The following is a 22,112-nucleotide window of genomic DNA, read 5'->3' as shown; positions in this document are numbered from 1 at the left end:
ACACGGTCCTTGAGCCGTTCCTTCGGAGCGAACGGATGCGAGTGGCCGACGTGGCCCGCGCCCATGGCGGTTTCCAGCAGGGGGGCGGTGAGGGCCATGCTTCGACTCTCGAAGAGGTCTTCACCAGGGACAGCCTGGTCCATGAACGGGCAGGCGCCGAGGTCTCCGCTCCCCTGCCCCTGCCCCTGCCCCTGCCCCTGCCCCTGCCCCGAGATCCCACACGACCTCCAGCCGGTCCGCCGTGGCACTGCGGCGGAATCGGTGAACCCACAGCGGTCGCCCGAGCCGTGGTGGCCGTCGCAGAGCGCCTGTACGGCAGTGCGGAGGATGCACCGGGTGCGGTGGGGTGGCTACTCCTGCCCTGTCGTACGGAGGGCCCGGGAACGACGAAAATCCCGTCCGATCAATCAGATCGGACGGGATCTCGTGGACTCTTCCTGAGCTAACTCAAGAACAGTTGCGTTGTGGACCTGTGGGGATTTGAACCCCAGACCCCCTCGATGCGAACGAGGTGCGCTACCAGACTGCGCCACAGGCCCTTGCAACGAGTGAAACTCTAGCACCCTCACCGGGGTGCTTGGAAATCCGTTCCTCCGCTGGTCAGCGGTGCCGGGTTCCGCCGGTCTCACTCGTTGGCCGCGCGGGGCCGGTCCTCGTCGTCGTACTGGTCGAAGAGGGGCGTCCGGCCCCGGTCGCGGGTGCGGCGGGACTGGGTGGTGCGCCGGCGCGGCGCCGGGTCCGCTGCGGGGATGGTCGGGTGCGACGTGCCCGTCTGGGTGGGCTCGGCGGTGCTGGAGCGGGCCGCGCTCCAGGTCTCCGGGTCGCCGACCTCGACGCCGCCGGTGGCCCGGGGGGCGACGGGGGCGGTGACATAGGTGGGGAGCGGTACGGGGACGGGCTCCCAGCTGTCGCCCTGGACGCCGCCGCGTTCGCGCTGCTGGTCCACCCACTCCGCGTGGTCCGTCTGCTCGACGAGGGCGCGGCGGCCGGCCTCCTGCGGGGAGACCGTGGGGGTGGGTTCCGGCTCCGGGTGGTGGGCTTCGGAGTCGTCGTCCTGCTCGGCGGGGGCGGAGGTGGCGGGCTGGTGCCTGCGGGGGCGGTTCTCGCGCAGCCGCTGCGCCGCTGCCTCGGCCCGGCGGCGGTCCATGGTGAACGCGAACCTGCGCCGTTCCTGGGCGCGCAGATGCACGATGTACGTGCTCAGCAGCACGGCGGGGACGGCCGGCGCCCAGAGGAAGCCGAGTCCGCCGACCGCGGCCACGACCGCGCCGAGGGTGAAGGCCATGAAGAGGACGACCGTCGTCCGCCTGCGCCGAGCCAGGACCTGGGAGCGCTGGGCGCGCCGGGCCCGCTCGGCGTCAGCGGCTCCGGAGCGCGGGCGGCGCTGGTCGGGAGGCCCGGGGGGCAAGGGGCGCTCGCCGGGCCGGCGGTCGTGCGCCTGGCGGTCCGGTGGCTGATGCGCCGTTCGCCGGTCGTGCGCCTGGCGGTCGGAGGCCTGGGGCCCGGCGGCGCGCTCGGGAGCGTGCGCCGGATCGTGCATCCTGGCTTCCGTATGCGCCGGAGGCGCGGCAAAGGCCCGGACGTCCACGGAATCCATACGGTCCGTTTCGGCGTCCGGGTCCACGTCGGGCCCCGCCTCCTCGGCGGTGCGCTCCCGCAGCTCCCTGGCGTACCGGCGCTCCATCGCCGCCCGTCCGGACAGCAGCCGGATGGCGGTGCTGAAGCGTTCCGTCGGACGGGCTTCGTTGAGCTCGTCCTGCCTGCGGAGCCACATCGGCACCAAGTAGGCGGCCCAGGCCCCGACGATGACTGCGTAGATGAGGCCGCTGCTGCTCACGCTCACACCGTAGAGGGGTTTACGCGGAGGCATCGGCCAATTGGCCCGGTGTGTCGCACGATCCGGCCGCTATCACGGGCTTTTTTTGTGCTTGATCGGATCAGCAGTCACCGATAGTGCAACCCATTGCAGCCATCTGTCGATCAAATTCGAACACTTATTTTATTTCGCGGACGGCCCCGGCTGCTCGGGCCGCTGACCGGACCCTTCCGGGCTCGGCGGTGTCACCGGGCGCCTACGGCGCCACCGCCGGAGCATGCCCTCGGGCACCTCCTCGGCCGTGAGCGCGTAGATCAGATGGTCTCGCCAGGCCCCGTCGATGTGGAGATAGCGCGGGCGCACGCCCTCGGAGCGGAACCCGAGCTTCTCCACCACCCGGCGGCTCGGGCCGTTCTCCGGGCGGATGCAGACCTCGATGCGGTGCAGCCCCACCGAGCGGAAGCAGTGGTCGACGGCGAGCGCCACGGCCGTCGGCATCACCCCGCGCCCGGCGACGCCCTGGTCGACCCAGTAGCCGATGTGACCGGAGCACATCGAACCCCAGGTGATGCCCGCGACGGTGAGCTGGCCGACGAGCCGCCCCTCGTACTCGATGGCGAACGGCAGCATCCGCCCGGCGTGCGCCTCGGTGCGCAGATGGCGGACCATCTGCCGGTACGTGGGCCGCTGCGCCGCCGGGCCGCCGGGCGCGGGCGGCGGGACCGTGGCCTCCCAGGGGCGCAGCCAGTCGCGGTTGCGCCGGTTGACCTCACGCCATGCCCGCTGGTCGCGCATCTTTATCGGGCGCAGGACGATCTCGCCGTCGGTCAGCGTCACCGGCCAGGTCGCGATGTTCAGCTCGGGCTCCCCGGTCGGGGGTGGTCGCCGCCGCGGAGCTGGTCGACGGCGTGCACCAGGAGCCGACCGAGGACCGCGAGGCCGTCGCGGACCCCGCCGGTGGAGCCGGGCAGGTTGACGATCAGGGTGCCGGAGGCGACGCCCGCCAGGCCCCGGGAGAGCGCGGCGGTCGGGACCTTGGCGAGCCCTTCGGCCCGGATCGCCTCCGGGATGCCGGGGATCTCGTGGTCCAGGACGCGGCGGGTCGCCTCGGGGGTTGCGTCGGTGGGCGAGATGCCCGTACCGCCGGTGGTGACGATCACGTCGTACCCGGCGGCCACTCCGGCGCGCAGGGCCGCCTCGACCGGATCGCCGTCGGGGACGACCTGCGGCCCGTCGACCGTGAAGCCGAGGGCGGTGAGCCCTTCGGCGATCAGGGGGCCGCCCTTGTCCGCGTACACCCCGGCGGAGGCCCGGTTGGAGGCGGTGACGACGAGGGCTGCGTACGACGAGAGCAGCGCGGCGCCGACGGGTTCCGGCGGCTGCGCGGGCTGCTCGTGGCCGGGGGCTCCGGCCTCGGGCGGCGTCACGCGGCCGGTCCCTCCGGCGCGGTGCGCCGGTAGTCGCCGGACTTGCCGCCCGACTTCGCCTCGACCCGTACGTCGGTGATGACCGCGCTCTTGTCGACCGCCTTGACCATGTCGACCACGGTCAGGGCCGCCACCGAGACCGCGGTCAGGGCCTCCATCTCGACGCCCGTGCGGTCCGTCGTTCTCACCGTGGCCGTGATCTCCACCGCGTCGTCGGCCACGCCCAGGTCGACGTTGACGCCGGAGACGGCCAGGGGGTGGCAGAGGGGGATCAGGTCCGGGGTGCGCTTGGCCCCCATGATCCCGGCGATCCTCGCGGTGGCGAGGGCGTCGCCCTTGGGGACTCCCTCGCCCCGGAGCAGTTCGATGACGCGCGGCGAGACGAGGACCCGGCCGCTGGCTCGGGCGACGCGCGTGGTGACGTCCTTCTCGGACACGTCGACCATGCGGGCCGCACCCGCCTCGTCGATGTGCGTCAGCCTGTTCTGCGTACTCAACTCACTCCGCCTAGCGGTAGGGGCGCCGATCGGCCCGGGGCCCGGAGGGGGACCTCCGGAAGGCACGGCGGCAGATACCGTACCCCCACGGGGCGGCGGTCAGCGGAGCAGGATCACGTCCGTCTCCGTGCCGGGCTCGGCGGAGGTGACGTCCTCGGGCAGCACGATCAGGGCGTCGGCCTGGGCGAGAGCCGCGATCAGATGCGATCCGGAGCCGCCGACGGGGGTGACGGTGCCGGCCTCCTCGTCGTACGTGCCGCGCAGGAACTGGCGGCGGCCGGCCGGTGAGGTCAGCGCCTTGTCCACGGCCAGCACCGCCCTGGCGGTGGGGCGGTGGAGGTCCGTCAGGCCCATCAGGGCGCGGATGGCGGGGCGGACGAACAGCTCGAAGGAGACGTAGCTGGAGACCGGGTTGCCCGGCAGGGCCAGCAGGGGGGTGTGGTCGGGGCCGATCGAGCCGAAGCCCTGCGGCTTGCCCGGCTGCATGGCGAGCTTGCGGAAGTCGATCCCGCTGCCCGGCTCGTCCTCGTCGCCGACGGAGGAGAGCGCCTCCTTGACCACGTCGTACGCGCCGACGCTGACACCGCCCGTGGTGACGACGATGTCCGCGCGGATCAGCTGGTCCTCGATCGTGGCCCGCAAGGTCTCGGCGTCGTCGGTCACCGCGCCGACCCGGTAGGCGATGGCTCCGGCGTCGCGGGCGGCGGCCGTGAGCGCGAAGCTGTTGGAGTCGTAGATCTGGCCGCCTGTCAGCTCCTCGCCCGGCTGGACCAGTTCGCTGCCGGTGGAGAGGACGACGACGCGCGGGCGGGGCCGTACGACCACGGTCGAGCAGCCGATCGCCGCAAGCAGCCCGATCTGCGGCGGGCCGACGATCGACCCGGCGCGCAGGGCCAGATCGCCGGGCCTGACGTCGCTGCCGCGCTCGCGGACATGGGCGCCGGCCTCGACGGACCGGTGGACGCGGACCTCGCCGGTGGCGCCCTCCGGGGCGTCGGAGTGGGCGCGCATGGTGGCGGCCGGGCCCTCGCCCGTACCGCCGTCCGTCCACTCGACCGGGACCACTGCCTCCGCGCCCGCGGGCAGCGGGGCGCCCGTCATGATGCGGGCGGCCTGCCCCGGCCCCACGACCTGGTCGTCGGCGAGCCCGGCGCTGCCCGCGGCGACGTCGCCGATGACCGTGAGGACGGCGGGGAACTCCTCGCTCGCCCCCTCGACATCGGCGATCCGTACCGCGTAGCCGTCCATCGAGCTGTTGTCGAAGGGCGGCAGGGCCACCTCCACGACGACGTCCTCCACCAGGACACAGCCCTGCGCGTCGGGCAGCTGCAGCTCGATGGGTTCGAGCGGCCTCACCGTGGCGAGGATGTCGTCCAGGTGCTCGTCCACCGACCAGATCGTGCTGCTCACGGGTTACATCTCCTCGGTGACGTACTTACGGAGCCAGGTCCGGAACTCCGGTCCCAGGTCTTCACGTTCGCACGCCAGTCTGACAATGGCACGGAGATAGTCGCTCCGGTCACCGGTGTCGTAGCGGCGGCCCTTGAAGACGACGCCGTGCACGGGGCCGCCGATCTTCTCGTCCTCGGCGAGCAGCTGGAGGGCGTCGGTGAGCTGGATCTCGCCGCCGCGGCCCGGCTCGGTGTGCCGCAGTATGTCGAAGACGGCGGGGTCCAGGACGTACCGGCCGATGACGGCGAGGTTGCTGGGCGCGTCGGCCGGCTCGGGCTTCTCGACCAGGCCGGTGACCCGGACGACGTCGCTGTCCACCGTGGCGTCCGCGGCCGCGCAGCCGTACAGGTGGACCTGTGCCGGGTCGACCTCCATCAGCGCGACGACGCTGCCGCCCTCGCGCTCCTGGATCTCCACCATGCGGGCCAGCAGGGCGTCGCGCGGGTCGATCAGGTCGTCGCCCAGGAGCACCGCGAACGGCTGGTCGCCCACGTGCGGGGCCGCGCACAGCACGGCGTGGCCCAGGCCGCGCGGGTCGCCCTGGCGCACGTAGTGCATGGTGGCCAGGTCGCTGGACTCCTGGACCTTGGCGAGGCGTTCGGCGTCTCCCTTACGGGTGAGCGCGGACTCCAGTTCGTAGTTGCGGTCGAAGTGGTCCTCCAGGGGACGCTTGTTCCGGCCGGTGATCATCAGTACGTCGGAGAGGCCCGCGGCGACGGCTTCTTCGACGACATACTGGATGGCCGGCTTGTCGACGACAGGCAGCATCTCCTTGGGAGTGGCCTTCGTGGCGGGCAGGAAGCGAGTACCGAGACCTGCTGCCGGGATGACGGCCTTGCTGATCCTGGAGGGCGACTGAGTCATGCGCAGAACCTTAACGGGTGTACACACCCGGAAGGTGAGCCTCCGGTTAACTTTGCCCTTAAATATGCCCATACGAGAACCGTGCGAGTCTCTATTGAACACCGACAAGTCCGGAAAGAGGCCTGTGAAGATGCCCGCAAAACCCTCTCTTCGGCGCGAACTGCTCGCCGTCCGGGCCCTCTTGACCAAGGAGGACGTCAACGGGGCCGCCGCGGTTCTCGCGGCCGGAGCGCTGGCACTCCCCGAACTGGCTGACGCCCGAACGGTCGCCGCGTATGTCTCCGTGGGGCGCGAACCGGGCACGCGGGCCCTGCTGGACGCGCTGCGTGAACGGGGCGTACGGGTGCTGCTTCCGGTGCTCCTGGCCGACAACGACCTGGACTGGGCGGTGTACGGGGGCGCGGAGCACCTTCTGCCCGCCGGGCGCGGGCTCCTGGAGCCGGACGGCCCCCGGCTCGGCCCCGCCGCCGTCCTGGAGGCCGACGCGGTCCTGCTTCCCGGGCTGGCCGTGGACGGGGCCGGCATGCGGCTGGGGCGGGGCGGCGGCAGCTACGACCGGGTGCTGGCCCGGCTCTCGGCGGCCGGGGCGAACCCGGCGCTCATCGTGCTCCTGTACGAGAACGAGGTGGTCGCGCGGGTCCCGTCGGAACCGCACGACCACCCCGTGGACGCCGTGGTCACCCCGGCCGGGGCCCGGCGCTTCACCGCCTGACGACCGGCCGGTGACCGACCGAGGGCCCCTCTCCGGCCGAGGGCCCCTCTCCGGCCGGTGACCGACCAAGGCCTCTCCTCCGGCCGGTGACCGTTCAAGGAGTCTTCTCCGGGTCATGCCGGGCTCGCGGGGCCCGGCATGACCCGTACGAAAGGCCCTTAGGGCTTCAGCGTCAGCGTGTCGACGGTGGACGCGTCGACCGCGTCCGTACCGAAGGACCAGTCGAGCAGTTCACCGCCGGCCCACTTGTCGGTCTGGTCGGTGTAGTGCGCGTTGAACGCGTGCCCGGAGGCGCCGGTGAGGTTGATCCAGCGGGACTTGTCCCAGTCCCCCACGTTGACGACCATCCGCATCGACGGCACCCAGATGACCTCGTAGCCGCCCGCCGCGTTCCAGCCGGTGGCGTTGACCGCCGCCTCGCCGCCGCCGAGGTTCCAGGGGCCCCGGTTGAGCGCCCGCTGGAGCAGATCGGGCCCTTCGGTACCGAGGGTCTGGTTCTTCAGCATCAGCCGGTGCAGCCGGCCCCAGCTCCAGGTGGAGATGTTCTTGCCGAGCTTGGCGGTCAGCTCCCAGCGCGCGTCCTCCATCGCCTGGGCGAAGAGGTCGTCTCGGCTCTCCAGCGCGGCGTCGCGGCCCCTGGCGGGCGCCTTCCACCACTCGTTGTCCTGGTCCTTGACGATGTCGCGGACCACCTGGAACCAGCGGTCGCCGCCGTCGGGCTGCGCGGAGTCGCCGTCGCGCTGGCCGCACTCGCGCACGAGCTTCCTCTGCTGGTCGACCGGTCCGCTGTTCTTGGCCGGCGGCACGTTGATGCAGTCACCCTTGACCCGCAGCTCCTTGGGGAGCTTGTTGCCGAAGGCGAGCTTGAGGATGTTGCGCCAGACACCGTTGAAGTACGCGGCGGCGGCGGAGTCGGACTCCTGGGTGTAGTCCCAGCCCTCCAGCAGCTTCTGCGCCTCACGCACGCTCGGGTCGGAGATGTTGATCTTCAGCAGCTCGGGCACCAGCAGCGCGGCGATCTCGCTGGTGTTGTCCATCTGCATCTTCTGCATGTCGTCGGTCGAGACCTTCTCGCCGCCCTTGATCTTCTGGGCGATGAGGTCGTTGATCCGCTGGCTGCGGGTGCCGTAACCCCAGTCCTTGGTCAGCAGGTGCGGGTACTTGCTCTCGTCGATGACGGCCTGGTTGGCGGTGACGATGTAGCCGCGCTCCGGGTTGTACTCGTAGGGCAGCTCGTCGAACGGGATCGGCTCCTTCTCCCAGCCGTACGCCGGGTCCCAGCCGGGGCTCGGCAGCGTGCCGTCGCCCTTGAGGCGGACCGGGATCGTGCCCGGAGCCTGGTAGCCGATGTTGCCCTCGGTGTCGGCGTAGATGAGGTTCTGCGAGGGAACCTCGAAGTTCTTGGCGGCCGCACGGAAGGTGGTGAAGTCCTTGGCCCGGTTGATCGCGAAGACCGCGTCCATGGACTTGCCCGGTTGCAGGGCGGTCCACTTCAACGCGACCGCGTAACCGTCGGCACGGTCGGGAGCGGCGTTGGAGACGGGTGCCTTCTGGCCGACCCTGTCCAGTTCCTTGCTGCGGTCGGAGACCAGGGGCCCGTTGTTCGTCTCACGGACGGTGATCTTCCGGTCCTTGCCGCCCGCGACCTTGATGGTCTCCTCACGGGTGACGAACGGCTTCACCTTGTCGTCGTACAGGTAGCCGTCGCCGGAGACCTTCTCCAGGAAGAGGTCGGTGACGTCCGCGCCGAGGTTGGTGAGGCCCCAGGCGATGTCCTGGTTGTGGCCGATGATCACACCGGGCATGCCGGAGAAGGTGTAGCCCGCGGTGTCGTACTGGCACGTCTTGGAGAGCTCCCGGCAGTGCAGGCCCATCTGGTACCAGAGTGAGGGCAGCATCGGCGCCAGGTGCGGGTCGTTGGCGAGCAGCGCCTTGCCGGTCGTCGTGTGGGCGCCGCTGACGACCCAGGAGTTCGATCCGATGCCGTTGCCGTTCGGACCGAGCAGCGCGGGGATCTTGTCGAGGGTGTCGGAGAGCGCGGAGAGCTGGGTGTTCAGGCCCTCGGTCGCGTCCTGCTCACTCTGGGAACCGATCTCGTCCGACGGGTCGGCGTCCAGGTCGTACTTCCCGGTGGCCGGGGAGACGGCTCCTCGGTCGACGATCGGCTTGTGGGTGTCGTACGGGTAGTCCGGGTACAGGTCCTGGATCTGGTCGTTGTCGAGCCGGCTGGTCAGCAGCGAGCGGTCGATCTCGTCCTGCATGTTGCCGCGCAGGTCCCAGGCCATGGCCTTGAGCCAGGCGACCGAGTCGACCGGGGTCCACTCGCCGGGCTTGTAGTCGTTGGTCAGCCCCAGCGCCGCGTACTCGACCGAGATGTCCCGGCCTTCCTTGCCCTTCAGGTACGCGTTGACGCCCTCCGCGTACGACTGGAGGTTCTTCTTGGTGTCCTCGTCCAGGACCTTGTCGTACTCCTCCTGCGCGACCTTCCGCCAGCCGAGCGTGCGCAGGAAGGAGTCGGTCTCCACCTGGCCCGAGCCGAACATCTCGGAGAGCCTGCCCGCCGTCATGTGGCGCCGGACGTCCATCTCCCAGAAGCGGTCCTGGGCCTGTACGAAGCCCTGGGCGCGGAAGAGGTCGGCGTCGGAGTCCGCGTAGATCTGCGGGATGCCGTACGCGTCCCGTTTGACCTCGACGTCACCGGAGAGGCCTTCGAGGGTGATCGTCCCGGTGGTCTGCGGGTACGAGGCCCGCACCGTGGAGACGGACCAGTAGGCGCCGAACCCGACACCCGCGACGAGCGCCAGCACCAGGACGAGCAGAAGCAGGCGAGCGCGTCGCCCCTTCTTCTTGCCGGGCTTCTTCGCGTCGGAAGGTCCGGAAGAGTCGGTTGTATTGGCGGGCATCGCTGTCCTTCGAGGGGCAGGGTGGTCCTGGGAGTGCAGGAGCAACCATAGGCGCAGCCGGGAAGCCACTCGGACGCGGTACAGGGATGCGTCCATTTGCGTATCCCTCGTACGAACACGCGAAAGCCTTATAGGGAACGCGTAAGCCGTCAAGAAAGCGTTAAAGATTAGGTAAGGTAACGAAGTAACTGGCTGCCGGAGGACGATCCGGCAGGCGCACGCAGGGAAGGAACGGACCCTGACTGTCCACGCACTCAACGAACTCCTGCTCGTCTGCTCGCTCGTCCTGCTCGTCGCCGTGGCGGCGGTACGGATCTCCTCGCGCAGCGGGCTGCCCAGCCTCCTGCTGTACCTCGGCATCGGGATCGTCCTCGGGCAGGACGGCATCTTCGACGTCAAGTTCGACAACGCCGAGCTGACCCAAGTGATCGGCTACGCCGCCCTGGTCGTCATCCTGGCGGAGGGCGGACTCGGGGCGAAGTGGAAAGAGGTCCGCCCCGTCCTGCCCGCGGCCGCGGTGGTCTCCACCATCGGCGTCGGCATCAGCGTGGGTGTCACGGCCGCGGCCGCGCACTACCTCGTCGGCCTGGACTGGCGCCAGGCGCTGATCATCGGCGCCGTCGTCTCCTCGACCGATGCCGCGGCCGTCTTCTCCGTGCTGCGCAGAGTGCCGCTGCCGTCCCGGATCACCGGTGTACTGGAGGCCGAGTCCGGCTTCAACGACGCCCCCGTGGTCATCCTCGTCGTCGCGTTCTCCGCGGTCGGCCCGGTGGAGCACTGGTACATCCTGATCGGCGAGATCGCCCTGGAGCTGGCCATCGGCGCCGCCATCGGCATCACGGTGGGCTGGCTGGGGTCGCTCGGGCTGCGGCACGTCGCCCTGCCCGCCTCCGGCCTGTACCCGATCGCCGTGATGGCCATCGCCGTGATGGCGTACGCGGCGGGCGCCATGGCCCACGGCAGCGGATTCCTCGCGGTCTACCTGGCCGCCATGATCCTCGGCAACTCCAAGCTGCCGCACTGGCCCGCCACCCGCGGCTTCGCCGACGGCCTGGGCTGGCTGGCCCAGATCGGCATGTTCGTGCTGCTCGGCCTGCTGGTCACCCCGCACGACCTGGTAGACGACTTCTGGCCCGCCGTCGTGGTGGGTCTGGTGCTGACCATGGTGGCCCGGCCACTGTCGGTCTTCCTCAGCCTGGCGCCGTTCCGGCTGCCGGCGCGCGAGAAGGTCCTGATGTCGTGGGCCGGGCTGCGCGGGGCCGTGCCCATCATCCTGGCGACCATTCCCATGGTCTCCGGGGTGGAGGGCAGCACCCGGATCTTCAACATCGTCTTCGTCCTCGTCATCGTCTACACGCTGATCCAGGGACCGACGCTGCCCTGGGTCGCGGACAAGCTGAAGATCGCCGACGACAAGGCCGAGGCCGACGACCTGGGCGTCGAGTCCGCCCCGCTGGAGCGGCTGCGCGGTCACCTGTTGTCGGTCGACATCCCCGAGAGGTCCAAGATGCACGGCGTCGAGGTCGGCGAGCTCCGGCTCCCGGCCGGGGCCGCGGTCACCCTGGTGGTCCGCGAGGAGGAGAGCTTCGTGCCCTCCCCCACCACCGTCCTGCGGCGCGGTGACGAGCTGCTGGTGGTGGCGACCGACCCGGTGCGTGACCAGGCCGAGGCCCGGCTCCGGGCGGTCGGCGAGGGCGGCAAGCTGGCGGGCTGGCTGGGCACGGGCGGAGCGTCCGGTACGCCGGGCGATCCCGGTCCTCCAGGGCCCTCGCAGACCTCGGCGACGGACGGATCCGCCGTCCGCCAGGCGCTGAAGCCGGTCAGGTCCGTCAGGAAGCCCGGACCGACCGACGACGCCTCCCGTACGAACGCGCGTCGCTAGCAGCACCCGTACGAACGGGCCGTCACCGGCAGCCCCCGTACGAACGCGCGTCACCGGCGGCCCCGTACGAACGGAGCGTCCCCAGCAGCTTCACGTACGACGCCGCGTCACCAGCAGTACGCACACGCGTCACCCATAGGGCGCGGATCACAGGCCGGCCAGGAAGCTCTGTGCGCATTCACAGGTGCACAGAACTTCCTGCCTGTACGATAAAGGCACACTGATCGACCAACTCTGTCTGATGCAGAGCTGGCGCGACCGTATGGCGGTCGTGGTGCCTCTTCGCCCGGCGTTTCTTCGCCGATGGCAGCGAGTCGCCCGGCATCTACCGCAGTTCCGCGCGAAGAGGACAGCTCTCGGCCGCTTCCGTCCTGCCCGCCCCACAAAGGCGCCGGGAAGCAGCGCCACCAGGCGGCAGAAAGGCAAGGACCGTGGCGACCACGGTCACCGAGCGCCCCGGATACGGGCAGCTGCTCCGCACCCCCGGTGCGTGGACCTTCCTCCTTCCGGGCTTCGCCGCACGGCAGCCCTTCGCGATGCTGACCATCGGCATCGTGCTGCTCGTCCAGCACACCACCGGCTCCTACGGCAGCGCCGGCGCCGTCGCGGCCGTCGCCGGCGTCTCGATGGCGCTGGTGGCCCCGCAGGGCGGCAAACTCGCCGACCGGTTCGGCCAGCGGGCCGTCCTGCTGCCCGGCGTACTGCTGCACACCGCCTCCGTGGGCGCTCTGACGGCGCTCGCACTGGCCGGAGCGCCCCTGTGGGCGCTGTTCGCCGCCGCGGTGCCCACCGGCGCCTCGGTCCCGCAGGTCGGCCCGATGGTGCGCGCCCGCTGGGCGGCGATGCTGGGGGCCACCCAGGACCGGCCCGCCTCCCCGCTGATGTCCACCGCCGCCGCCTTCGAGTCGGTGACGGACGAGTTCACCTTCGTCCTCGGGCCGGTGATCGCGACCGCGCTGTGCACCGGCGTGCACCCGGCGGCCGGGCTGATCGCCGAGGCAGCCCTCACCCTGACCGGCGGCCTGCTCTTCGCCGCGCAGCGCGCCACCCAGCCCGCTCCCCGGCCCGCCGCCACGGCCGACCGGCCGCACGCCTCGGCGCTCTCCATACCGGGCGTCCGGGTGCTCGTCGTCGCCTTCCTGGGCATCGGCGCGGTCTTCGGCGGTATGCAGGTCTCGCTGACGGCGTTCTCCCAGGAGATCGGCCACCCCGGCGTGAACGGTCTGCTGTACGGGATCTTCGCGGCGGGCAACATGCTGGCCGGCATCGTCTGCGGTGCCATCGCCTGGAAGAGCAGCCCGCAGCGCCGCCTCGTCGTCGGCTATGTGGCCCTGACCCTCATGGCGTCCGGCCTCTGGGCCGTGCACTCCGTACCGCTGCTGGCCGGGCTCGGCCTGCTGGTGGGCCTCTGCATCGCCCCGGCGCTGATCAGCGGCTACACGCTGGTCGAGTCGCTGGTCCCCGCCACCGCCCGCACCGAGGCCTTCACCTGGCTCACGGGCGCCGTGGCGCTGGGCCAGGCGGCCGCCGTGACCGTGGCGGGCCAACTCGCCGACGCCCACGGTGCGAGCACCGGATTCCTGGTCCCGCTGGCCGGTACCGTACTGGCGCTGGCGACCCTGCTGGCCCTGCGCTCACGGCTGACGCCGAAGTCCGCGGGCCTCACCGTGGCACGTGGGATCGGTCACCGCGAGCCGGTCACGGTGGACTGATCCCGCGGAATACGTCAGTATGGAGCGTCGTTAGCACTCACTGAGTGAGAGTGCCAGGAGGAGCAAGTGCCGACCTATCAGTACCAGTGCACCGAGTGCGGCGAGGGCCTCGAGGCGGTGCAGAAGTTCACCGATGATGCCCTGACCGTATGCCCGAGCTGTGACGGACGCCTCAAGAAGGTGTTCTCTGCGGTCGGCATCGTCTTCAAGGGTTCCGGTTTCTACCGGAACGACAGCCGCGGCTCCTCGTCGAGCAGCACGCCGGCGCCGTCGACCGCGAAGTCGTCCGACTCCGGGTCGTCCTCGTCGACGGGTTCGGACGCGAAGTCCAGCGCTTCGTCGTCGGCCTCGTCCGCCCCCGCCTCGTCGTCGGCCTCCACGCCGGCCTCGTCGTCGAGCGGTACGTCGGCCGCCTGAGCCCGCGTACGCCCCACACGCTTCACCGGACCCCGCCGATCCACTCGGCGGGGTCCGCGCGTTTCCCGGCCGCAGCCCGTGGCACTCCCCCGGATACGGTGACCGCATGGTGAACGCACATACGGACACGAGCTCCGGCACAGACATCGCGGGTACGGCGCCGGGCGCGGAGATCGGGGTCATCGGCGGCTCGGGCTTCTACTCCTTCCTGGAGGACGTCACCGAGGTCTCCGTGGCCACCCCTTACGGGCAGCCCAGCGACTCGGTCTTCCTCGGCGAGATCGGCGGCCGCCGGGTGGCCTTCCTGCCCCGCCACGGCCGCGGTCACCATCTGCCGCCGCACCGCATCAACTACCGGGCCAACCTCTGGGCCCTGCGCTCCGTCGGAGTCCGCCAGGTGCTGGGCCCCTGCGCCGTCGGCGGGCTGCGCCCGGAGTTCGGGCCGGGCACCCTGCTCGTCCCGGACCAGCTGGTGGACCGCACCAAGAGCCGCGTGCAAACCTACTACGACGGTGAGCCCCGGGCCGACGGGACCGTACCCAACGTCGTACATCTGGGCTTCGCCGATCCGTACTGCCCCGAGGGCCGGAAGGCCGCGCTCGCCGCGGCGCGCGGACGCGACTGGGAGCCCGTGGACGGCGGCACCCTGGTGGTGGTCGAGGGGCCGCGCTTCTCCACCCGCGCCGAATCCCGCTGGCACGCGGCGATGGGCTGGTCGGTGGTCGGGATGACCGGGCATCCGGAGGCCGTGCTCGCCCGGGAGCTGGGGCTCTGCTACACGACGATGACCCTCGTGACCGACCTGGACGCGGGCGCCGAGGCCGGTGAGGGCGTCTCCCACGAGGAGGTGCTCCGCGTGTTCGCGGCCAACGTGGGCCGGCTCCGGTCGGTGCTGTTCGACGCGGTGACCGCTCTGCCGGCGCCGGGGGACCGCACCTGCACCTGCGCCCACGCCCTGGACGGGATCGAGACCGGGGTCGCGCTGCCGTAGGACCGCCTCGCGGCTGCCGGGACACTGGGTGGCCGCACCGGCTGCCGCGCACCGGCTGGCTGCCTTGCGGCTACCGGGGCATTGGGTGGCTTCCTTGCGGCTGCCGGGGTATTGGGTGGCTGCCTCGTGGCTGCCGGGGTATTGGGTGGCTGCCTCGTGGCTGCCTGAGCACCGGCCGGCTGCCTCGTGGCTGCCGGGACACCGGATCGGGTGACGGAGTTGTCCACAATCCTGGGGTTATCCACAGGCCCCGGCGGGATGCGCGCGAACCGTGGATCGTGAGGGGAGTTCGGCCGGGACCTCCGGCCGGGCTCCCCTCGCCCGATGGCAGGTGGCTCGTCCGATGACAGGTGGCGCCATGTCCCCGTCCCCCTTCTCCACGTCCCGCTTCTCCCCGTCCCGCTCCCCCGGGCCCGATTCCTCCGCCCGTTCCGCGCACCCCTCACATCCCGCATCCCCTGCGCCCGCCTCTCCCCCGAGCGCCGCCGGTCACGTGAAGCCGCCTCCCCCGCCCCCGGCGCCGCCTCCCGCCCCGAGCGGGGTGGGGCCGTTCGCACCGCTGCGGGTGCGGGGCGGCGGGGCGTACCGGCTGCGGCGGATGCTGCGCAGGCAGCGGCGCGCCATCGCGGCGGGGCTCACGCTGGTGGGTGCGGCTCTGGCCACCACAGGTCTGGGCGGCGCCGAGGGCGACACCGCCGTCGCGAATGCCTCCGTATCGGACGCGTCCGTCGCGGATACCTCTGCCTCGGACGCGCCGCCTGTCCCGGGCGCTGTGGCAGGGTCCGGCCGGCGGTCGGGGCGCCTCGTCTCCGCACCCGTGCGGATCGCGGACCCGGCGACGGTACGGCTGCTGCGCCCGGGAGACCGCGTCGATGTGATCGCGGTCGGCGATGCGGACGACGACGCCCGTCTGGTGGCGCGAGACGTGCGGGTGGCTCAGGTGCCGGGCGAGGCCGCCGACAGCGGTGACCACCTGAGCGGCGGTGCGGCGGTCGGCACGGGCACGGTGGCTCAGGGGACTCAGGGGGCTCTGGTTGTGCTGTCCGTGGAGCGGTCCACCGCCACCGCGCTGATCGGCGCGGGCGGTTCGGGACGGCTGGCGGTGGTGGTCTCCGATGCGAACTGACGCGCTCTCACGTCACCCGTGTGCAGCAGCCGATTGGACAGTGTCGCCTTCTCCCGCCTTAGGTGACGGAGCAGTCTGCTCCCGTCACCGCACATGCGAAAGAAGGCTCACCTGTGAGCGAGAAGAAGGTCAGCCTGCTGGAGGGTTTCAAGGCCTTCCTGACGCGCGGCAATGTGATCGACCTCGCGGTGGCTGTCGTCATCGGCGCCGCCTTCACGAACATCGTGAACGCCGTCGTCAAGGGCGTCATCAACCCCCTGGTCGGTGCGTTCGGTACGCAGGATCTGGACCACTACAGCTCCTGCCTCCGGGGCCCCTGCACCACGAACCCGGCCACCGGCGAGATGGACGGGATCGAGATCCTGTGGGGCTCGGTGCTCAGCGCCGCCCTCAGCTTCCTGATCACCGCCGCGGTCGTGTACTTCCTGATGGTGCTGCCGATGGCCAAGTACCTGGCCCGCCGGGCGGCGATGCAGGCCGCCAAGGAGGGCGTGCAGGAGACGCTGGAGGTGAGCGAGCTGGAGGTGCTCAAGGAGATCCGCGACGCCCTGGTCGCGCAGCGCGGTGGTGGCGCGGTCGGCGGCGGTGGAGCGGGAACCGGTGGTTTCGGTGGGCCGGACGAGGGGGGCGGCGCGCTGCCGGGCCGGGACGAGGGGCGGTAGCCCGCCGCTCGGCGGTTCAGATGTGGTGGGGCGGCTTCTCGTCGAGGAAGCGCGCGAGGTCGGCGGCGCCGGAGCTGCCGGAGGGCCGCTCGCCCCATCCCCGGTCCGTATCGTCCGCGGACTGCTGGTCCAGCGGATCGTCGAAGATCAGAACCGGCTTGGGCTTCGGTTCCTGCGGCGGCTGTGCCTGCGGCTGCTGCTGCTTCGCGTCTCGCGGACCGGGGGCGGGGGCGGCACTCATGCCTCCAGGGTACGGCGGCGGGCGGCGGGGTGCGGTCCGGCGCCGGACCGGGTGGCTTCCGCGAGGGGACGCGTCCGGGCTCGGGGCCGGACGGCCGTCAGCGGTCCTTCGGGTCGATCAGCCACAGGCCGAGCACGACGAGGAACGACAGGCAGAGGAAGCCGGCGCCCCACCAGGCCGTCCCGGTGTTGCCCTCCATCCACTCGTCGATCAGCACCGTCAGGCCCCAGAGCTGGCCGATGACCACGGTCAACGCCAGCGTGAGGCGGGCGGTCAGCTTCGAGGAGCGTTCGGGTTCCTGGTCGGTGCCCGCCCCGGGGCCGGGCCCGGTGTGGCGGACGCGCGGGTCTCCGTATCCGCTGGTGGGGCGGATCTGCGGATAGCGCTCGTGGACGGGCCGGTTCAGCGCGGGGTCGGCGCTGCCGGGGCGGTAGGTCGGATAGTGGCTGCCCGGGGGTGGCAGCGGCTGCTCGGGGTGCGGGGAGTCGGTCATGCCCGCCTGCCGGGGGTCTCGGCGGGGCCGAAGGCGGGGGACGTCCCGGCGCGGCTCGGGGTCGAGGGTGTGCCGGGGCCTCGAGTGGGGGTCGTGGCCCCCGCTGCCCGGGGTGGGGACTCGGCGCCGCCGCCGATGTCGGGGCAGCCGATACGGGCGGCGAGGTCGGGGCGTTCGCCACCGAGCTGCCGGCAGAGGCCTGCCTCGACGCTCTCGCCGGAGCGGGTGGTCCCGACGGCCCAGATGCTGCCGTCCGCCTCCTCGATGACCACGACCTTCGGCAGCCCGCGCGGGGGCGGCCCGGCGGTGACCTCGCCGGAGCGGGCGTCGAAGACCCCCTCGTGGCAGGGGCAGTACAGCTCGCCCTCCCGGCCCCGGTCCTTGCGCCAGAGCACGGCGCAGGCGAGGTGGGTGCAGACGGCGGAGTAGCCGACGAGGGTGCCGTCGTCGAGCCGGACGGCGACGGCCCGGTCCTCCTCGCCCGGGTAGCGGAAGGCGATCGACTCGCCGGGCGGGAGCCGCTGGGCGATGCGTTTGGCCTCGGGGGCCTTGCCCTCCTCGCCGTCGCCGTGGCGGTGCAGGATGCCCGCGGCCACGCCGATGCCGCCGAGGGCGAGGCCGCCGGAGACGGTGGTGACGATGCGGAGGTAGTCGCGCCGGGTGGTGAGGGAGTCGGCCGCGATCCGGTCCTGGAGCGCCTCGCGCGGGTCTCCCCCGGCCGGATGCTCGCCGCCCGGCTGCTGTTCGGTGACGCTCATCGGCGGACGTCCTTCCCGTTGATCTCGACGACGGGCAGGCCGCCGGGGACCGGCCACTGCACCTTCTCGGCGGGGACGACCATGGCCACGCCGGTGCGGACCTCGGTCTCGCCGAAGACGAAGGTGTCGGCGACCTGGACGCCGGGGCGCTCGGCCTGGAGCTCCTCGACGGTGCCGTAGAAAAGCGCTCCGGTCGGGCAGACGGTGGCGCACATGGGGGCGAGGCCGTAGGCGGTGCGGTCGTAGCAGAGGTTGCACTTCAGCTGGAGCTTGGCGCCGAGGTCGATCTTCGGCACGCCGAAGGGGCAGGCGTTGACGCAGTTGGCACAGCCGATGCAGCGGGTGGTGTCGGCCTGCTGCACCACCCCGTCGGCGGTCACCAGGATCGCGTCGGCGGGGCAGACCTCGGCACAGGGGGCGACCGGGTCCTCGCAGTGCATACAGACGGTGGGAAGGGAGGCGACGGAGTGGCCCTCGTCGGTGTAGTCGAGATGGATCATCGACTTGCCGCGGTGCGAGTCGCACTCGCGGCAGGCGGAGACACAGGCCTGGCAGCCGATGCAGCGCCCCGGGTCGATGAAGATCGTTCTGCCCATCATGGGGCCTCAGCTCCTCTCCGAGGTGCCACGGCCCTGGGGGGCCGTGGGAGGCAGCGGGTCGGTACGGGAGACCTGGGTCTCCGGGTAGGCGACATGGCCCGGGGCGACCGGGGGTGCGGGGACCTCGTCGATCCGCTCGGCGTGCTCGATGCGGCAGGCGCACACCTTGTACTCGGGGATCTTGGAGCGGGGGTCGAGCGCGTCGATGGTCAGGGCGTTGGCCGCGGTGGGGACGGGCCAGTGGTACGGCACGAAGACGGTGTCGGGGCGGATCGCCTCGGTGACCAGGGCGGGGAAGACCTCGCTGCCGCGCCGGGTGACGACGCGTACGGGTTCGCCGTTGCGGAAGCCGTGGGAGGGGTGGATCTCGGCCCAGGGGCGCGGGGTCTGTTCGACGAGGGCGCCGAGCCTGCGGGTCTGGTTGCCGGAGAGGAAGTGGGCCACGGTCCGGCCGGTGGTGAGGGACATGGGGTGCTCGTCGTCGTACGGGTCCATCGGCGGGTGCCACTCGACGGCCTGGAGGTGGATCTTGCCGTCGGGGTGATAGGTCCTCCCGTCCTCGAAGAGGCGCGGGGTGCCGGGGTGGTCGGTGGAGGGGCAGGGCCAGGCGATGCCGCCGGTCTCCTCCAGCCGTTCGTAGGTGATGCCGTAGTAGTCGTTGACGGTGCCGGCGGAGGCGATGCGCAGCTCGTCGAAGACGGCCCGGGAGTCGGCGAAGTCGAACTTGTCGCCGGCGCCGAGGCGGCGAGCGAGTTCGCACATGACCCAGGTGTCGGTGCGGACGCCGGGGGGCGGGTCCTGGGCCTTGTTGTGCTTGACCACACGGGCCTCGGCGTTGGCCATCACCCCTTCGTCCTCGGCCCAGGTGGTGACGGGGAAGACGACGTGCGCGTTGGCGGCGGTCTCGGAGAGGAAGAAGTCGAATTGAGCGTGGAACTCGGTGGCGTCGAACCCCTCCTTGACCACCCGGTAGTTGGGCAGCGAGACGAAGGGGTTGTTGCAGATGCCGATCAGGCCGCGGATCTCGCGGCGCTGCATCTGCCAGACCATTTCCATCATGGAGGTCCCGGCGGGCGGGAGTTCGGACTCCTCGATGCCCCAGATCTCGCAGATCTGACGGCGGTGCTCCTCGTTCATGATGGAGCGCCCGCCGGGCAGGAGGTCGGACTTCTGGCCGTGCTCGCGGCCCCCCTGCCCGTTGCCCTGGCCGGTGAGGGTGCCGTAGCCGGCGCCGGGCTTGCCGATGTGACCGGTGGCGGCGCAGAGGTTGATCACCGTGAGGCAGTTCTCGACGCCCTGCGAGTGGTGCTCGATACCCCGAGCGTGCCAGGCCATGGCCTTGGGGGCGCGGGCGAAGGTACGGGCGACCTGGACGATCTGCTCGGCGGGGACGCCGCAGATCGCGGCGGCGCGGGACGGCGGGTACTCGGCCGCCTTGGCCTTGACCTCCTCCCAGCCGGTGGTGTGGGCGGCGAGGTACTCCTCGTCGGTGAGCCCTTCCTCGATGACGACGTGCAGGACGGAGGTGAAGAAGGCCGAGTCGGTGCCGGGCTTGAGGGCGACGTGGATGTCGGCGGTGCGGGCGACGGCGGTCTCGCGCGGGTCGATGACGATGAGGCTCGCCCCGCGGTCCCGTGCTCCCCAGACGTACTGGGTCATCACGGGGAAGCACTCGCCGACGTTGGAGCCGGCGATGAGCAGGCAGTCGGTGAGGAGCATGTCGGAGAAGGGGTTGCCGGCCCGGTCGATGCCGAAGGCGAGCTTGTTGGCGCCCGCCGCACTGACCATGCAGAGGCGGCCGTTGTAGTCGACGTGCCGGGACTTGAGGGCGACCCGGGCGAACTTGCCCACCAGATACGTCTTCTCGGAGAAGAGGCTGGCGCCGCCGAGGAGCCCGAAGGCGTCGTTGCCGTAGGTCTGCTGGATGCGCCGGACCTCGGAGACGGTGAAGTCGAGCGCCTCCTCCCAAGAGACCTCCCGCAGCTCCTCGTCGCGGGAGCGGCGCATCAGCGGGGCGGTGAGCCGGTCGGGGTGGTTGACCTGCTGGTAGGCGTTGATGCCCTTGGGGCAGAGCCGCATCCGGTTGATGTCGTGGTTGCGGGGTTCGACGCCGAAGACCTTGCCGCCTCGGTCCACGCGCAGATACATCCCGCACTGGACACCGCAGAAGCAGCAGTGGGTGGGGACGAGGGTCTCGCCGTTCTGGTCGGCGTGCCACTGGTCGGCCGGGATGCCGCCCGCGTCCCGGAAGGCGCGGGTGCCGGGCGGTGCGAGGGAGGGGTCGAGCGGGATGAAGGTGCGGCGGTCGGCAGCAGCTCGCGGATCCGCGGTCACTTGAAGCCCTTCTTCACGTGGGAGAGGTAGGCGCTGCCGCGCAGCACCCGCTTGCAACGCGGGCAGAACTCGGCCCAGGCGTCGAAGTCGAGCCGGAGGTCACGCATGGTGCCGCGCAGGTTCTCGACGTAGGGGCCGGTGTCGATGGGTTCCTCGCAGCGGCGGCAGGCGAAGACCTTGTCGTCCTGGCGGCCGGTGTACTTGAACAGCTGCATGCCGACCGCGGCCGGGCGCTGGACGATGTGGAAGAACTTGCCGAACGGGATGTAGATGAGGGTGAAGACCACCGACGCCATGTGGATGATCGCCAGGAACTGGTAACCGCCACCGTGCAGGAAGATCGAGGAGAAGGTGAGCAGCAGCCCGGTCACGGAGATGACGATCAGCGCGATCAGAGGCACCAGGTCGTAGGCGAAGCGCTGGCCGGTCGAGGCTCCGCGGTCCTTCATCCGGCGCCAGAGGAAGTATGAGGCGCCGGGGATGACGAGGACGGCGGCGATGTCGAGGCCGTGGAACATCAGCCAGCCGAAGAGGGAGAGCGAGTCGAAGCCGAGGATCTTGACGCCCCAGATCCGCATCTCGTAGCCGGGCCCCGAACCACTGCCCGAGGTGAAGGTGAACCAGCCCCAGGTGAGCGGGAAGGTGATCAGGGCGGCGAGGACGCAGCCCCAGAAGATCAGCTGGTGGGCGGCCCAGCGGGCGTGTGACCGGGCGCCGAGGAACTTCTGGAAGCCGAGGTAGGTGGCGGTCATCTTCGGCAGGGCGGTGGGGGCCCGGCGGAAGTTCTCGATCGAGAAGAGACTGCGCCAGCCCTGTCTGAAGAGGCGTCGGGCGCCGGGGGCGGAGATCCAGACCGTGTAGCGGTAGGCGACGCCGAAGGCGAGGAAGACCGTGGCCACGGCGTACGGGAGGAGCGCCGAGTCGAAGTTGCGCAGCATCCGGCTGCCCAGCACGATCGCGAGGATCAGCAGGGCGGAGACCACCACTCCGGCCAGGGTCGCCCGGGTGGTGACCGATCGTGGGCCGGTGGCGGCGGGGGACGCGCCGGCGGAGTCGCCAGGGGACGCGCCCGTGAAGCCGCCAGGAGGAGGCGGCTCGGCTGCGGCGGGGGCTGCGGAGGCTTCTGACGGCTCGGTCACTCGGCCACCGTAGGACCGGTCAGGCCGATTGGACCTGTTTTGGGCGGTAAGGGGGTGAGCGGGTCGCCCGGACAGGCGCAGGGGGCG

General features: G+C 71.3%; 20 protein-coding genes and 1 tRNA gene. 7 read left to right on the top strand and 14 right to left on the bottom strand.

Translation table 11 applies throughout. The features are described 5' to 3' along the window. Window positions 1–465 precede the first annotated feature (465 nt). The 7 genes from AB0917_RS22865 to galU form a co-directional block, all read right to left on the bottom strand. Window positions 466–539, bottom strand: a tRNA-Ala gene (locus AB0917_RS22865). A gap of 86 nt (window positions 540–625) precedes the next feature. Beyond that, window positions 626–1,870 carry a gephyrin-like molybdotransferase receptor GlpR gene (glpR, locus tag AB0917_RS22860; protein ID WP_366821467.1) on the bottom strand — a complete coding sequence of 415 codons (1,245 nt, stop codon included), beginning with the start codon at window positions 1,868–1,870 and terminating at the stop codon, window positions 626–628. A 129-nt stretch (window positions 1,871–1,999) separates the two neighbouring features. Continuing rightward, window positions 2,000–2,653 carry a GNAT family protein gene (locus AB0917_RS22855; protein WP_366821466.1) on the bottom strand — a complete coding sequence of 218 codons (654 nt, stop codon included), beginning with the start codon at window positions 2,651–2,653 and terminating at the stop codon, window positions 2,000–2,002. 17 nt (window positions 2,654–2,670) lie between these two features. After that, window positions 2,671–3,171: a MogA/MoaB family molybdenum cofactor biosynthesis protein gene (locus AB0917_RS22850; RefSeq protein WP_366821474.1), complete on the bottom strand. Its 501-nt coding sequence runs from the start codon at window positions 3,169–3,171 to the stop codon at window positions 2,671–2,673. Window positions 3,172–3,239: 68 nt separating this feature from the next. Next, a complete protein-coding gene (gene moaC, locus AB0917_RS22845; RefSeq protein ID WP_366821465.1) occupies window positions 3,240–3,740 on the bottom strand; it encodes a cyclic pyranopterin monophosphate synthase MoaC in 501 nt (166 codons plus the stop codon). A 99-nt stretch (window positions 3,741–3,839) separates the two neighbouring features. After that, window positions 3,840–5,150, bottom strand: a complete 1,311-nt coding sequence (glp, locus tag AB0917_RS22840; RefSeq protein WP_366821464.1) for a gephyrin-like molybdotransferase Glp — start codon at window positions 5,148–5,150, stop codon at window positions 3,840–3,842. 3 nt (window positions 5,151–5,153) lie between these two features. Beyond that, the gene (gene galU, locus AB0917_RS22835; protein ID WP_366821463.1) at window positions 5,154–6,056 is read right to left on the bottom strand and encodes a UTP--glucose-1-phosphate uridylyltransferase GalU; all 903 of its coding nucleotides are present in this window, start codon (window positions 6,054–6,056) and stop codon (window positions 5,154–5,156) included. A gap of 130 nt (window positions 6,057–6,186) precedes the next feature. On the opposite strand from galU, the gene AB0917_RS22830 reads away from it, so the two are divergent. Then, window positions 6,187–6,768, top strand: coding sequence for a 5-formyltetrahydrofolate cyclo-ligase (locus tag AB0917_RS22830; RefSeq protein ID WP_366821462.1), 582 nt, complete (start codon window positions 6,187–6,189; stop codon window positions 6,766–6,768). Between the two features lie 158 nt (window positions 6,769–6,926). Here the strand turns inward: AB0917_RS22830 and AB0917_RS22825 are convergent, their stop codons facing one another. After that, a complete protein-coding gene (locus tag AB0917_RS22825; protein ID WP_366821461.1) occupies window positions 6,927–9,671 on the bottom strand; it encodes a penicillin acylase family protein in 2,745 nt (914 codons plus the stop codon). Window positions 9,672–9,909: 238 nt separating this feature from the next. Between AB0917_RS22825 and AB0917_RS22820 the strand changes: the two genes are divergently transcribed. From AB0917_RS22820 to AB0917_RS22795, 6 genes are all read left to right on the top strand, one after another. Then, a complete protein-coding gene (locus AB0917_RS22820; protein WP_366821473.1) occupies window positions 9,910–11,553 on the top strand; it encodes a potassium/proton antiporter in 1,644 nt (547 codons plus the stop codon). 431 nt (window positions 11,554–11,984) lie between these two features. After that, entirely contained in the window at window positions 11,985–13,265 is a 1,281-nt protein-coding gene (locus AB0917_RS22815) for an MFS transporter (protein ID WP_366821460.1), read from the top strand. 66 nt (window positions 13,266–13,331) lie between these two features. Next, window positions 13,332–13,682, top strand: a complete 351-nt coding sequence (locus tag AB0917_RS22810) for an FmdB family zinc ribbon protein (protein ID WP_366821459.1) — start codon at window positions 13,332–13,334, stop codon at window positions 13,680–13,682. A gap of 106 nt (window positions 13,683–13,788) precedes the next feature. Continuing rightward, window positions 13,789–14,673 carry an S-methyl-5'-thioadenosine phosphorylase gene (locus tag AB0917_RS22805; RefSeq protein ID WP_366821458.1) on the top strand — a complete coding sequence of 295 codons (885 nt, stop codon included), beginning with the start codon at window positions 13,789–13,791 and terminating at the stop codon, window positions 14,671–14,673. A 565-nt stretch (window positions 14,674–15,238) separates the two neighbouring features. Beyond that, window positions 15,239–15,799 carry a hypothetical protein gene (locus AB0917_RS22800; RefSeq protein ID WP_366821472.1) on the top strand — a complete coding sequence of 187 codons (561 nt, stop codon included), beginning with the start codon at window positions 15,239–15,241 and terminating at the stop codon, window positions 15,797–15,799. 113 nt (window positions 15,800–15,912) lie between these two features. Continuing rightward, entirely contained in the window at window positions 15,913–16,461 is a 549-nt protein-coding gene (locus AB0917_RS22795; protein ID WP_366821457.1) for an MscL family protein, read from the top strand. 16 nt (window positions 16,462–16,477) lie between these two features. Here the strand turns inward: AB0917_RS22795 and AB0917_RS22790 are convergent, their stop codons facing one another. From AB0917_RS22790 to AB0917_RS22765, 6 genes are all read right to left on the bottom strand, one after another. Further along, window positions 16,478–16,702 carry a hypothetical protein gene (locus AB0917_RS22790; RefSeq protein ID WP_366821456.1) on the bottom strand — a complete coding sequence of 75 codons (225 nt, stop codon included), beginning with the start codon at window positions 16,700–16,702 and terminating at the stop codon, window positions 16,478–16,480. A gap of 97 nt (window positions 16,703–16,799) precedes the next feature. Next, a complete protein-coding gene (locus tag AB0917_RS22785) occupies window positions 16,800–17,195 on the bottom strand; it encodes a hypothetical protein (protein WP_366821455.1) in 396 nt (131 codons plus the stop codon). After that, window positions 17,192–17,953, bottom strand: a complete 762-nt coding sequence (locus tag AB0917_RS22780; RefSeq protein WP_366821454.1) for a Rieske (2Fe-2S) protein — start codon at window positions 17,951–17,953, stop codon at window positions 17,192–17,194. Before AB0917_RS22780 ends, AB0917_RS22785 begins: the two co-directional genes overlap by 4 nt. Continuing rightward, on the bottom strand, window positions 17,950–18,552 hold the full coding sequence (locus AB0917_RS22775; RefSeq protein ID WP_015609150.1) for a 4Fe-4S dicluster domain-containing protein: 603 nt from the start codon (window positions 18,550–18,552) through the stop codon (window positions 17,950–17,952). The genes AB0917_RS22780 and AB0917_RS22775 overlap by 4 nt, the downstream gene beginning before the upstream one ends. Window positions 18,553–18,558: 6 nt before the next feature. Next, window positions 18,559–20,886 (bottom strand): molybdopterin oxidoreductase family protein, encoded by a 2,328-nt coding sequence (locus AB0917_RS22770; protein ID WP_366821453.1) that lies wholly within the window; start codon window positions 20,884–20,886, stop codon window positions 18,559–18,561. Then, window positions 20,883–22,025 carry an MFS transporter gene (locus tag AB0917_RS22765; RefSeq protein WP_366821452.1) on the bottom strand — a complete coding sequence of 381 codons (1,143 nt, stop codon included), beginning with the start codon at window positions 22,023–22,025 and terminating at the stop codon, window positions 20,883–20,885. Before AB0917_RS22765 ends, AB0917_RS22770 begins: the two co-directional genes overlap by 4 nt. Between the last annotated feature and the right edge of the window lie 87 nt (window positions 22,026–22,112).

This window comes from Streptomyces sp. NPDC007346, from assembly GCF_040703535.1.
GTDB lineage: Bacteria > Actinomycetota > Actinomycetes > Streptomycetales > Streptomycetaceae > Streptomyces.
Note: the sequence above shows the minus strand (reverse complement) of the source record. Positions and strands in the feature narration are given on the sequence as shown.